15 protein-coding genes are annotated in these 12137 nt (G+C 42.7%); 9 read left to right on the forward strand and 6 right to left on the reverse strand.

Features of this window, described 5'->3' with window-relative positions:
- Nucleotides 1-10: 10 nt before the first annotated feature.
- Nucleotides 11-463, reverse strand: coding sequence for a YsnF/AvaK domain-containing protein (locus tag FEM55_RS10630; protein WP_138281299.1), 453 nt, complete (start codon nt 461-463; stop codon nt 11-13).
- A 267-nt stretch (nt 464-730) separates the two neighbouring features.
- On the opposite strand from FEM55_RS10630, the gene FEM55_RS10635 reads away from it, so the two are divergent.
- The gene (locus FEM55_RS10635; protein WP_138281300.1) at nt 731-1480 is read left to right on the forward strand and encodes an OBAP family protein; all 750 of its coding nucleotides are present in this window, start codon (nt 731-733) and stop codon (nt 1478-1480) included.
- Between the two features lie 113 nt (nt 1481-1593).
- Here FEM55_RS10635 and FEM55_RS10640 read toward each other — a convergent pair whose 3' ends face one another.
- Nucleotides 1594-2124 (reverse strand): DUF4142 domain-containing protein, encoded by a 531-nt coding sequence (locus tag FEM55_RS10640; RefSeq protein ID WP_138281301.1) that lies wholly within the window; start codon nt 2122-2124, stop codon nt 1594-1596.
- A 74-nt stretch (nt 2125-2198) separates the two neighbouring features.
- The gene (locus FEM55_RS10645; RefSeq protein WP_138281302.1) at nt 2199-2570 is read right to left on the reverse strand and encodes an SPW repeat protein; all 372 of its coding nucleotides are present in this window, start codon (nt 2568-2570) and stop codon (nt 2199-2201) included.
- A gap of 186 nt (nt 2571-2756) precedes the next feature.
- On the opposite strand from FEM55_RS10645, the gene FEM55_RS10650 reads away from it, so the two are divergent.
- From FEM55_RS10650 to FEM55_RS10670, 5 genes are all read left to right on the forward strand, one after another.
- Nucleotides 2757-2996, forward strand: coding sequence for a hypothetical protein (locus tag FEM55_RS10650; protein WP_138281303.1), 240 nt, complete (start codon nt 2757-2759; stop codon nt 2994-2996).
- A 365-nt stretch (nt 2997-3361) separates the two neighbouring features.
- Entirely contained in the window at nt 3362-5515 is a 2154-nt protein-coding gene (locus tag FEM55_RS10655; protein WP_138281304.1) for a PAS domain-containing protein, read from the forward strand.
- A complete protein-coding gene (locus tag FEM55_RS10660) occupies nt 5481-5900 on the forward strand; it encodes a response regulator (RefSeq protein WP_138281305.1) in 420 nt (139 codons plus the stop codon). The genes FEM55_RS10655 and FEM55_RS10660 overlap by 35 nt, the downstream gene beginning before the upstream one ends.
- 14 nt (nt 5901-5914) lie before the next feature.
- Complete coding sequence (locus FEM55_RS10665) at nt 5915-6145, forward strand: hypothetical protein (protein ID WP_138281306.1); 231 nt, start codon at nt 5915-5917, stop codon at nt 6143-6145.
- Between the two features lie 32 nt (nt 6146-6177).
- On the forward strand, nt 6178-7842 hold the full coding sequence (locus FEM55_RS10670; RefSeq protein ID WP_229209194.1) for an ArnT family glycosyltransferase: 1665 nt from the start codon (nt 6178-6180) through the stop codon (nt 7840-7842).
- A 15-nt stretch (nt 7843-7857) separates the two neighbouring features.
- Here the strand turns inward: FEM55_RS10670 and FEM55_RS10675 are convergent, their stop codons facing one another.
- The gene (locus FEM55_RS10675) at nt 7858-8169 is read right to left on the reverse strand and encodes a hypothetical protein (protein WP_138281307.1); all 312 of its coding nucleotides are present in this window, start codon (nt 8167-8169) and stop codon (nt 7858-7860) included.
- Between the two features lie 198 nt (nt 8170-8367).
- On the opposite strand from FEM55_RS10675, the gene FEM55_RS10680 reads away from it, so the two are divergent.
- Entirely contained in the window at nt 8368-8817 is a 450-nt protein-coding gene (locus FEM55_RS10680; protein WP_138281308.1) for a hypothetical protein, read from the forward strand.
- 46 nt (nt 8818-8863) lie between these two features.
- Nucleotides 8864-9415: a ferritin-like domain-containing protein gene (locus FEM55_RS10685; RefSeq protein ID WP_138281309.1), complete on the forward strand. Its 552-nt coding sequence runs from the start codon at nt 8864-8866 to the stop codon at nt 9413-9415.
- A 158-nt stretch (nt 9416-9573) separates the two neighbouring features.
- Here FEM55_RS10685 and FEM55_RS10690 read toward each other — a convergent pair whose 3' ends face one another.
- Both FEM55_RS10690 and FEM55_RS10695 read right to left on the reverse strand, forming a co-directional pair.
- Nucleotides 9574-10050, reverse strand: a complete 477-nt coding sequence (locus FEM55_RS10690; protein ID WP_138281310.1) for an ankyrin repeat domain-containing protein — start codon at nt 10048-10050, stop codon at nt 9574-9576.
- A gap of 153 nt (nt 10051-10203) precedes the next feature.
- Nucleotides 10204-10833: a response regulator gene (locus tag FEM55_RS10695; protein ID WP_138281311.1), complete on the reverse strand. Its 630-nt coding sequence runs from the start codon at nt 10831-10833 to the stop codon at nt 10204-10206.
- Between the two features lie 760 nt (nt 10834-11593).
- Here FEM55_RS10695 and FEM55_RS10700 point away from each other — a divergent pair.
- Nucleotides 11594-12094, forward strand: a complete 501-nt coding sequence (locus FEM55_RS10700; RefSeq protein ID WP_138281312.1) for a hypothetical protein — start codon at nt 11594-11596, stop codon at nt 12092-12094.
- Nucleotides 12095-12137: the final 43 nt, after the last annotated feature.

Consider the following 12137-nt stretch of genomic DNA (forward strand, 5'->3'; position numbering starts at 1 on the left):
CTATTGAAAATTACTCTTCCGCACTGTCTGACCGGTTGATGATCAGTTCTTCTTTTCTCAATGTTTCCTTTGAAATCATCTGTGTTTCTGTTTTATATCTTGTAACATGTAGCTCCTCGACCAGAAACAGCTTTTTTACAATCACCGCTTCTTCTCTCACTACGGAAAGGATCATGGTGTCGCCTTCATATCTGACCGGCGGGGGTGCCATTTCCACAAACTGATTTACTTCTTTCTTCTCTATATTTATTCTTTCCTGAATCAGGGGAAGTTCCAGCATGACGTCCTTTTCCGTCACTTTTTTCTCGATCTGGACCCGGCCTGTTTCGATTACTTTTTTATCTATCTGCAATAACTCTTCTATTACCGGAATAACCATGGATTCCTGTTCTGTAATATCGCTGAAATGCTCTGTCCGGCTGTCGGAATCCGGGATCTCGCCATTTTCGTTCTGATTGATCATGTTACTGCAGTATTTATGATGATGAATTGTCCTTGGGTCAGTTCACACTAACTAAAGTGATAATATGGTTTCAAAAATGGTTCCAAGATGTATTCGCCTGGTTTGGCATGTGGAATTACTCAATTTGTAGATTTCAATTCGCAAAGCCGGAGGTTGTATGCAACTGATTGTCAGTTCCGGAATGTCTTACAACTGGAACTTGTTCAGCCGCAGGCATAATTTTTAGTCCAAATGCACCTTCAGTTTCAACCATTTTCTCCTTTTATTATGAAAAAAATCAACTTGCCTGCCACTTTCCTTATGTTCCTTGTGCTGTCGGGCTGCGGCGGTGAAAATACCGATTCCAATGTAAAGGCACCCGGTGAAGAAAAGACGGCAAAAACCAAAGTGCTCGGAGCCGGCGCCGACCTCATCCAGGATAAAACGCCTTTGAAAAAACTGAACACATACCTGGACGGTTTTCACTTTTACAACGGTGATATGAAAGGCCAGATGGAAGCGCATCATTATGTGACACAGCTGAACGAAGATGTGCATCAGGCCATCATTTTTGACGGAAATGATGAAAATGCCAAAATCATGGGCATTGAATACATTGTTTCTGCAAAGCTGTTTGCAAAGCTGCCGGCGGAGGAGAAAAAACTCTGGCACAGCCATGTTTATGAAGTAAAATCCGGTGAGTTGATTGCACCCGGCATACCTGAGGCCGTTGAACACGAACTCATGGAGAAGCTGGTTTCCACATACGGGAAAACAATTCACACCTGGCACACCGACCGCGATCTTCAGCTTCCTCTGGGTGCTCCGATGCTGATGATGGGCTTTACTCAAGATGGCCAGCTTGATACCGCAATGGTATCAGAACGGGATAAGAACTTCGGGGTTTCAACAAGCAAGAAGCGGGAAAACAGAAAGGACATTCCATCACCGTCCATTGATCCTCTGGCAAACGCCTGGGAAAAAGGAGAAGTAAGACAACTGCAATGGAGCAATAAAAAAGTAGAAGGTCATCATTAACGACCTGAAAACGTACTTTTCACATTGCACATTAAGAATAAGACACAAAAAAGGATGACAGCGAACATATGCCGTCATCCTTTTTTGATGGTTTAAAGCTACTGAAATCTTGATTATTTCGCCAGTGAATCTTTCATAGCTTCGGCCATTTCCAGATGATGTCTCAATGCCGGCAGTTTGGAGGCTGCCCATGATTTGAGTTCACTGTCGGCGCCGCCGGTGGATTCTTTTTCAAACAGATTAACCGTTTCCATGTGTGAAACAACCATCATGTTGACATATATGGAATCAAATGCAGCTCCCGAAACGGCTGCAAGACTGTCCAGCTTATCCTGCTTGGCATCGGAAAGTGTTGTCGGGATTTCTACATTTTTCTTGTTCGCGAGTGACATCAGTTCCTGACTTGCCGCCGTATGGTCGGTAACCATCATTTGACCATAACTTTTAACATTTGCCATAGTTCCTTTGCTCGACGCCACTTGTCCTGAATTTATTTCAAACAGATTGCCGTCTGCTGCCGAGAGTACAAATTGTCTGTCAACCTGTGCAACGGTATTGTTGTCATCATCGTCATCATCATTACAGGCTACTGTTGTGAGCATCAATACGGACATGAACAGAAATAAAAGATGTTGCTTTTTCATTAAGATTGGTTTTGGTTGTTGATGAATTTCAATTTTTTTCAATTCCTGATGCCAAAAGGTAAAGAACCCGGAAATCAGTTAATGGTATTGGGACTGTGGTGAGGAGCATTGCTGCTGGTAAGTGAGCCGGCTCCGATGGCAAAAATCCCGAGGATTACATGCGGCAGATAAACTTCATCTGCAAAGCCGAAAAGCCATGGAGAAGCAACCAGTAAAATGCCGGAAACAACATCCACGATCAAGTGCACGGACATGTGGATACTGCGTACAATACCGCCTTCATAGTCTGTAAACAGGGACATGACAAGTGTCGTTGCACCGATCAGAATAGGAATCCAGGTTGCTGTGGGAACATCGTTGAAGCCAAAGATCCACGGAGAAGCGATAAAAAAAATGCCGCTCAGATAATCGAGTACTGCATGTGCTTTTGTACTTATAATTTTCATGGTTTGAGATGATTAAAGGTTATAACCCAAGTTGATTGAAACGAGACCTTGCCATATTTTACGGCCGAACCATGTTTGCGTAATAAAAAATATGCCAAACAATATTGAAGTGTGATTTTTGAAGGAATGGTTTTTGTTAATACTCCAATTTGAAATAAATATTGAACTTAAAAACCAATGTTAGGTATGGAAAATGATTTCAATCCCGAGCACAAAGAGGGAAAAGTAGCGACAGCAATAGAAGAACAGACTGCCAAATTACCTTCTGATATTTTCTTGTGGGCAGCACTGGGATCCATGGGAGTGTCGCTGGCACTTAAACTGACGGATCACAAACACACGGCTTTATTCGTAGGACAATGGGCAGCTCCATTCCTTCTTTTGGGTCTTTATAACAAGCTTGTCAAACTGGAAGGTCACGACTAAGCCGCAGTAACAAATTATTTTATTGAAGTAATTTTGGTAGAAAGGGCAACCGGCAACAGCCGGTTGCCCTTTGTTTGTTGCCATCCATAAAATCTGTCACATCAATCTGTTATGTTACCTTGGATGATACAAGCGGCTACAAAATAGTTTGAAGGAAATTATACTTTAAGTTTTTCTAAATGAGGTACTTGATTGAAATGTTAAACAGCGCAAACTGCAATTTGCAAAACGTCGATTAAATAGTAATAATTGTTCTACAATATCTTAAAAATTTATTCTAGATTGCAGCAAACTGAGTTTAGATAAAACAGGGTGTCACCTTCGAATGGTTCAGGAAAATAAACTCCTGAAACAAGTTCATACCAATGGTTCAAGAGAATAACGATTTAGCAGCAGTCCGTATGCCGGCTATTCCGGCAACCATTTACCAGGATATGTTTGACCTCAATCCACAGCCCATGTGGGTTTACGACCTGCGGACCTACCGGATTCTTGAGGTAAATCAGGCAGCAATCAAAAATTATGGTTACAGCCGAAGTGAGTTTCTGGAACTTACAATAAAGGATATCCGGCCGGTAAACGATATTCCGGATCTGGTAAAAGAAGTAAGCAAGCTAAGAAAAGGGGAGAATTTTTTTTCCAGAGGCATATGGAAGCATCGTAAAAAGAACGGTGAGCTGATTGATGTAGAAATACAAAGCAGATTATTCAATATCAATGGCAGAAAAGCGGAATTGATTTTACCATTGGATATTACAGCCAAAGTTGCAGCGGAAAAAGAAAAGTCGGTATGGAGTGAAAAGCTGATTGATGCGCAGAAAATAGCAAAGCTCGGATACTGGACCCGGCGGCTGGAAGAAGATATTTCCTACTGGTCTGTGGAAATGTTTGAAATCTACGGAAGAAATCCGCAGACTTTTGTGCCCACTTTTGAGAATCTGATCAGTTGTTTTCATCCGGATGACCGCTATTTGCTTTGTGAAGAAACTTTCACATCGCTGGAAAAAGGCGGATACAATGATTTTGAACACAGGATAATAACAGAAAAAGGAGAAGTAAAGTGGGTTTTTCAGCGGATAGAGCTTTTGACAGATGCCGGAAACGAGGTAGTCGGGATCAAAGGAATTATTCAGGATATTACTGAAAAGCGCAAGGCAGATAAAAAGTTCAAGGCTGTGTTTGATCATACCAGCGATGCAATTCTCCTCGGAGACGATCAGGGTAATTGTCTGGATATAAACGAAGCGGCGGTAAAAATGTTTGGTTATGCCAAAAGCGAACTGAATAATCTGACTTTATTTTATCTTTTCAGAAATGAGCAGGAACCGGAAGAAAGCGGGAAAAGGCTTTTGCAAGAAAACATCTCCAATCAGATCGTGAAGCTGATGCGTAAGGATGGGACTCCTATTTTGGGAAACCTGAATGCAACACGTAATATTGTGACAGGCGTACACCTTTACTGTGTAAAGGATATTACCGATCAAATGGAAAAAAAGAAACAGCTGATCCAGAGTGAAAGGCGTTTCAAGGCGCTTGTTCAGGAAGGTGCCGACCTCATTTCCATTCTCGATAGCAACGGACGATACAAGTTTGCCGGTGAAAGTTATTATCATGTTCTGGGATTGCATCCCGATGAACTGATTGGCAAAGATGCCTTCCAGTACATTCATCCCGAAGATAAAAGCAGGCTTGCCGGATTGTTTCTGAAAGTCAGGCAGCAGAAACGGACCAAAACGAATCCTTACCGGTTTCAGGATGCTACCGGAAATTACCGGTGGATCGTTACAACAATAACAAATCTGTCGTACGATCCGGCCATTAACGGGTTTGTCACCAATTCACGGGATATTACAGATACTATTCTCAAATCCAACGATCTGGTTTTAAGTAACGAAAGGTATAAACTGATCCAGAAAGCTGCAAACGAGGCCATTTACGACTGGGATATGGAGACAGGCAAAGTGGAATGGGGGCCGGGTTTTCAGGATATTTTTGGTTTTGACCTGACTGTATACAGTAATAAGTCAGGGTATGACTATATTTATACGGATGACAAGGAACGGTTTTTGGCAGAACTGAAGACCGCCGCAGCTAATCCCGGTACGGAAATGCTGGTTTCGGAATTTCGTTTCCGGAAGGCCAGCGGAGAACTGGCGCTGGTGGAACACCGTATTATATTCCTGCGCAACCGGCAGGGACTTGCCATACGTGCGGTGGGGTCGCTGAGGGACATTACAGATTACAGGCAGAACCTGCTGCAGATCCGGCTTCAGAATGAAAAGCTGAAAGAAATTGCCTGGACGCAGTCCCATATTGTAAGGGCGCCGCTTGCCCGATTGATGGGACTGGTGGAATTGCTGAAAACAGGAGCATGTGGAGATGTTAGCCAAAAGGATATTCTGAATCATATACTTGAATCGGCGCAGGAACTGGATGTAGTGATCAAGGACATTACGCAAAAGGCAGATAAACTACAAAGCAGCAATGGAGGAAAAGGAGTTAAAGATAATTTTGGTTGATGATGACAAGATCATGCTGTTTCTGAACGAGATGTTTTTAAGGAAAACAGGTGTGCTGCACGATACTGTCCTTTTTCATAACGGAAAAGAAGCACTGAGCTATCTGGATTCGTACGAACCGGAAAATACCGTATTTCTCATTTTACTGGATATCAATATGCCCGTTATGAACGGCTGGGATTTTCTGAATGCCATTCAGGAGCGTCCGTATCTTCAGCGGCTGTGGATTGTAATGGTCAGTTCGGCTACAGAGCTTTCGGAAAAGGAAAAAGCACTGAGCTTTGATCGGGTTATCGGTTATCAGCAAAAGCCCCTCACACTGCAGGGTTGCCTCGAAATAACCAGTGCAGAACCGGTAAAAGCGTTTTTTGACAATAAAAAATAGGGGAAAACAGACCTTTGTCCGACCTGGACAGTCTTACCAAACGATTTATTCCGGACGATTTTTACAGCTACATCATTCCGCTTTGGAAAGTACGGCCGGATGCAAGTGAAAAAAGGAATCATTTGCCCGATCCTGAAAATGGCCTTTGTTTGGCCATAAGTTACATTGCTCCGATTTTTTTTCAGGAAAAACCGTCAAAGAACCCTATTTTTGAGCATACCGTCACTTCCTGTTTAAAGATCTGAAATATGCTCTGACCGGGAAAATGGCTTACTAATTGAATAAGAATCAAATGCGTGAGGCAGACATTGTATTAAAACGTAATTTTTCATGGCTGCTTGCACTTGGCATTCTGCTGAACATTCCGGGATTGTTTCTGGATATTATGGAACCCGACGGCGCACTGTACGCAACCATTGCCAAGCACATCGTACTGCATCACGACTGGATTAACCTCTTCGGTGACGGGCATGACTGGCTGGACAAACCCCATTTCCCTTTCTGGATGGCGGCTTTCAGTTATAAACTATTGGGAATTAACGGCTTTGCGTACAAATTACCGGCATTTCTGTTCTGGCTTGGAGGTTTATGGTATACGTATGTTACAGCCAGAGATCTCTTTGACGACTCGGTAGCCCGGATTTCCGTACTGTTGTATACCGTCGCCCTGCACAGCACACTTGCCAATTTCGACGTGCGCGCGGAACCTTATCTTACGACATGCATTATTGCTTCCGTGTGGCATATGCTGGTTGCTTACCGGAACGGAAATTTTTGGCATGTGGTGGCTGCAGCATTTTTTGCGGCTTGCGCCATGATGACAAAAGGAATTTTTGTGCTGGCAACCATAGGCGGAGGCTGGGTTATTTTCTGGATAATGACAAGGCAATGGAAACAGTTTGTGAATTACAAATGGTGGATCATGGCCGTACTTTGTCTGGTTTTCATCATTCCTGAGCTATACAGCTTGTATGTACAATTTGATATGCATCCTGAAAAGGTTGTTTTTGGAAGGACAAATGTTTCCGGGATCCGGTTTTTTTTCTGGGACAGCCAGTTCGGAAGGTTTTTCAATACCGGGCCAATCAAAGGAAGCGGCAACAAACTGTTTTTCCTGCATACGACTTTATGGGCATTCCTTCCCTGGTCGGCAGGGCTTGTAGCCGGAATCGCTTATCTGATCGGCTATGACAAAAACCGTGATCCTGCCCGTTGGATCATTTACGGCAGTGCACTGGTAACTTTCGTATTATTTTCGCTTTCCAAATTCCAGCTTCCGCATTACATCGTCATCATTTTTCCTTATCTGGCCATCATTACGGCCTATTTTATTGATCAGCAAGCTGAAAATTCCGTATTGAAGCATCTGGTGAAAATCCAGACTGTACTGGTTTTATTATTGGGTGCAATCATCTTGTGGCTTCTTTATATAACGGGGATCGGACATACGATTACAGCAGCAACGATAACTTTGCTGCTGGTGCTGGCTGGAAGCGTAATCAAATTCAAAAAACGGCTTTTGTCTTTTTTGTTTAAAGGCTATGCTGCAGCCGCCATGATGTATGTATTTCTTTTTTTCTTTTTTTATCCTTTTTTGCTGGAATATCAGTCCGGCCGCAAGGCAGCCGGACTGATTCCGGTTCGTGACAGGCATGTTCCTGTTGGGGCTTATGGTGCTTTTTCGTATACTTTCGAGTTCTACTCGCCGGGTGATGTAACATTGCTTCCAGACCATGCACGTCTGCAGCATTTTCTGGATAAAAAACCTGCTTATCTATTTACGTCTGCCGCACTGGGTGACAGTCTGATCCGGTCGGGTGTGAAAGCAGACATTTTAGGAAAACCGGCATATTACCGTATTACCAAGCTAAAACCGAACTTTCTTAACGATAAGAAAAGAAATGAAACGCTGGAAACGCGGTATTTGCTTTACATCCGGTAAATGCATCCGGACTGACTAGTCTACTTTACCGATCTCGGATTTAAGCTCATACCACTTCTGTATATTACTTTCATCGGAATCCGTATATTCACTGGCCAGATATTGTAAAAACTCATGTTTTGCCTCATCGGATTCCAGGAACAATACATCTTCATTGCCATCTGCCTTGACGCGGTACTCATACCCGTCATTCTTGACCTTCTTATCCGTATAAAAAATACCGGAACCTTCAAAGTTGGTTATTGAACTGTAAAGCTGGTATACTTCTTCATGACCTTCCAGGTCTACATTGGAAAGCCACGCTTTATAATCTTTGATCTCACTCATATCCGTTCGTGTTGTGTTTTCTGATTTCTACAAGGAGCATTAAAACTGTACCAAATAGTTAACCAGCCTTTTCAGCAGCAAGGCCGGAATGTGCGGGGAAGTAGTTTGTTCCTGAACGTGGCTGAATATATTTCTGGTTTCTGGAACGATAATTGATTAGCTCATTCTACAATATAAAACGAGCTTAAAATCAATATCATGAAAAGATTCATCACCAGCATTGTCATGTTTACGCTGATCGCCGGCGGAACAGCAATGGCACAAACTACCAATAACAACGCCGGAGGTACAAAACGTACGGGCAAGGATTCCACACAGACGCAAGGAAACAGTTCACAGGGAACTTCGGCCTGGCCGCAGGCTACGGGCACAGCTGCAAGCACCATGTCCGGAGACGACGGCAATGCCATAGGAAACACGCATCAGTCTCATGGAACTGCCAAAGGAGATTCCGTACAAACACAAGGAAACAGCGCACAGGGAACTTCGGCCTGGCCACAAGCTACGGGAACAGCGGCAAGTACGACGCAGGCACCTGAAAGTTCGTCTCTGAATGAAGCAACAAACGGAACGATGAACAAAGATTCGAAAAAGGGTAAAAACAGGAAAAACAAAGGAACGGCAGAGTCAACTGTTCCGAATAAATAATAGCGCCGTCCGGTTTCAGGACTGTTATCTAATTCCAGATCAATTTATGAAAAATGAGTTCCGGGAAGAATCAGAAATCAAGACAAAAAAAAAGGTGAAAGCAGAGCCTGCATTGCATGAATTGTTTTTGGACTTGATCCGGGATACATACTGGGCAGAAAACCATTTGCAAAAAACGCTCCCTGAAATGATAGCTTCCGCCACTTTGAAAGACTTGACCAGCGCATTGCAGAAGCATCTTGACCTTACGGTAAAGCATGTCCAGAGGATTGAACAGGTTTTTGATACTTTGAATGAAAAAGCAGTAGCACGAAAATGCGATGCTATGGAGGGCCTTACCAAAGAAGGCGGGCATATTGTGGAAAGAACGGAAGCCGGAACTGCAACCAGGGATGCAGGAATTATTCTTGCTGCGCAGAAAATCAAACATTATGAAATTGCAACATACGGCGGTCTGACTCAGCTTGCCAGAACGCTCGGTTTGAATGATATAGCAGAAGTATTTGCCCAGACTCTGAGCGAAGAAAAAGATGCCGACTTCATACTAACCGAAATTGCAGAAAACTGCGTAAACTATAAAGCTTCGGAAGAGGTCTGAATTGTTTGGTCCCTGGAATGAATTGAAAAAACTGTTTATAAGATAATTTTCCCACAGGCTGAGTAAAACCGGAATCCGATCAAAATATCAGTAATGCGCTTTGATCATTTTAAATCGGGTTTGCTCAGCCTGATTGTTTTCCTTATACAAAAAAGGCATTACTGCTCTTCCAGAATAATCAATGCTTCTTCATTGCCTTGCTGTACGGCAAGGTCGAAAACAGAAAGGCCTCTGACATCGACAAGGTTTCGGTCTGCACCGTGTTTCAGTAGAATTCTGACCAGTTCATTTCGCCCGAACATAGTGGCAAACATCAATGCAGTGCCGCCGTTTCCATGCTGCTTGTTCAGATCTGCGCCATAACTGATCAGCAATTCCGCAATGTCAGAATAGCCTTTGAAGGAGACACCCATTAATGCCGTATTTCCGCCGAAGTCACTGGCATTTACATCTGCATTTGCTTCCAGCAACAATTTGGCGGCATTATATTGATTATTGTAGCATGCAATGATCAGTGGCGTGTATCCTTTATCATCCTGTGTATTTACATTTACCTGACGGTTAATCAGTTCTTCAAGAACTTCCGTGTTTCCAAGACGTGCTGCATGCAAAATAACCTGATCTAAATTGTCCATTGAATGATTTTATAAAATTAAGGTTCATTCAGGTTTGTTGCATTTATCGTGCCAGATTGCTCTTTTAGGGTAGTGCATGTTTTGTACCGGTTTGTGTCCGGTAATTTCGTACACCAATTTTATACCGTTTGCATGGAAGTATGAACGAACCTGCTATGGAATATAAAGTTTGTTCTGGATCGCAAACACAATCAGATCCGCTGTCCGTTTTACTTTCATCTTGTCCATGACGCAACGGTGATAATAATGAATCGTATGTACGCTCAGTTTCAGGTCTTGGGCAATTTCCTTGATGGTCTGTCCGCTGCATACTTTCTGAAGCACTTCCTTTTCACGCGGCGAAAGGTGCATTACAATCTGATCTTCGGTAAATATATTGTTAATCAGATAATCCCTTATTTCCCGGCCAATGTATTGTTTGCCGTCACATACATCCGCAATGCACTCCTGTAATTCCTCGAAGGACGTACACTTTGACATATAGCCGTTCGCCCCTTTTTTCAGCGCATGTTTGATGGTCTGGAAATCGGTCATTGTTGAAAGGACTATTATTTTCATTTCCTTCGGGAATGTGTTCCGGCATATTTCCACCAGTTGGATTCCCGTCTTTCCGTTAATCAGCAGATCAAGGATCAGAATATCCGGTGGATGGTTTTTCTTTCTAGCCAGAAATTCCTTGCCGTCCTCGAATATGTCAACGTATTGTACATGGGGAAGCTGGAGAAACAGATTTTGTAAAGCACTTGTCAGTATCGGCAGTTCGTCAACCAAAGTAATTTTCATAGAACCGGTTTTAATAGCAACAAATGGATTTAAAGTTTTTACCCATAAGCAGTGTTTATGGGTGTTTTATATACATGGTGTATGAAGTTTTTCTACCAGATAAATCTGTATAATGTTCATTTGATCCAAATATGATCAAAGTTTGACAATTAAAAGGATCGTTTTATCCTGCGGTAAACTGCTAAAACATAACAATCTGATACTGTCTCCACTTCTGTGCTTGGCATTGTCCATAAGGCCGTGCAAGCAGAGCAGTTCCGGATTTGAAAACGGGAACAAAATCCGTTGCTTTCGGAAAATCTGTTCCTGCCGCAAGCTGCAATTGCGTGGGATGGTTCCGGAAGCTGCATTCAATTAAGATGTGAATTGCTCGTTGCCGTCATTGCGGAACTGTCACACACGGCGTTGATGCTGAAAAGAAATTGTCACTTGGTTAAGGAGGTTAAGACAAAGCATCGGAACGATGGAACACAACAGCTGAATCTTGTAGGATTACAAAGCAGTAATGACAAAGCCACGGGCAATTTGTCTGCAAAGCCGCCGAAGGATAACTCCGGTAGCTTTTGCTATCCGTTACTTCCTGCATTATTTTACAGGATTAAGAATAAGTTAACCTACTTTATTAACTTATTTCGAAATGAAATATGAAACGGTGTTCTGTATATTTGCAGAAAACATTTCAATCCTGATTGGCCGCAGGAAAATTCCGGCCAAAGCAGATTTGTAATTCAACGTATTCATCGTTAACGCATCATTATTTATGTCAAGGAAAAGAGGCAGTAAAGCCAGGTTCAGAAAGACTTTGATTACAACTGTTAAATGGCTTAGCGCGATTGTCCCCGTCTGCGCTTTTATTTACATCCTTTATTACTACAAGCAATTTGACTTCCTCAAAAAGAAACCGGTTGTAAAGTCCAGAACAGAGGTTGTTACTCAGGCTGACTCCATTTCCGCACTGGTTGGCAGCAATAAGGAAAAGTTACTGAACAATATCAAAATCATGGAAAATGAATGGCATACGGTCGGCGGGATTGCCATACATAGCCTGACAATCAACAATGCAACGGCGGCAACGGTAAAAAACCTTGAAATCGAGTTCAAATATCTTTCAGGAACCCAGTCGGTGCTTACTTCAAAAATTGTAACCATCAAAACACCGCTGCCACCAAAAAAATCAACGAAAGTTGCAGGCATCAGTGTGGGGTATGTCAATAATTCTGTTGTAGGATGCGATCTGAAAGTAATCAATGGTACTTTTTAGCATCAAAAAGTACCATTGGATGTCGGTATAAGTCATCAAAGAG

The sequence above is a fragment of the Dyadobacter sediminis genome (assembly GCF_005860765.1).
GTDB lineage: Bacteria > Bacteroidota > Bacteroidia > Cytophagales > Spirosomataceae > Dyadobacter > Dyadobacter sediminis.

Coding starts and splice junctions, on each gene's coding strand:
- FEM55_RS10630 (WP_138281299.1), bottom strand. CDS start 463: ATGATCAATCAGAACGAAAATGGCGAGATCCCGGATTCCGACAGCCGG.
- FEM55_RS10635 (WP_138281300.1), top strand. CDS start 731: ATGAAAAAAATCAACTTGCCTGCCACTTTCCTTATGTTCCTTGTGCTG.
- FEM55_RS10640 (WP_138281301.1), bottom strand. CDS start 2,124: ATGAAAAAGCAACATCTTTTATTTCTGTTCATGTCCGTATTGATGCTC.
- FEM55_RS10645 (WP_138281302.1), bottom strand. CDS start 2,570: ATGAAAATTATAAGTACAAAAGCACATGCAGTACTCGATTATCTGAGC.
- FEM55_RS10650 (WP_138281303.1), top strand. CDS start 2,757: ATGGAAAATGATTTCAATCCCGAGCACAAAGAGGGAAAAGTAGCGACA.
- FEM55_RS10655 (WP_138281304.1), top strand. CDS start 3,362: ATGGTTCAAGAGAATAACGATTTAGCAGCAGTCCGTATGCCGGCTATT.
- FEM55_RS10660 (WP_138281305.1), top strand. CDS start 5,481: ATGGAGGAAAAGGAGTTAAAGATAATTTTGGTTGATGATGACAAGATC.
- FEM55_RS10675 (WP_138281307.1), bottom strand. CDS start 8,169: ATGAGTGAGATCAAAGATTATAAAGCGTGGCTTTCCAATGTAGACCTG.
- FEM55_RS10680 (WP_138281308.1), top strand. CDS start 8,368: ATGAAAAGATTCATCACCAGCATTGTCATGTTTACGCTGATCGCCGGC.
- FEM55_RS10685 (WP_138281309.1), top strand. CDS start 8,864: ATGAAAAATGAGTTCCGGGAAGAATCAGAAATCAAGACAAAAAAAAAG.
- FEM55_RS10690 (WP_138281310.1), bottom strand. CDS start 10,050: ATGGACAATTTAGATCAGGTTATTTTGCATGCAGCACGTCTTGGAAAC.
- FEM55_RS10695 (WP_138281311.1), bottom strand. CDS start 10,833: ATGAAAATTACTTTGGTTGACGAACTGCCGATACTGACAAGTGCTTTA.
- FEM55_RS10700 (WP_138281312.1), top strand. CDS start 11,594: ATGTCAAGGAAAAGAGGCAGTAAAGCCAGGTTCAGAAAGACTTTGATT.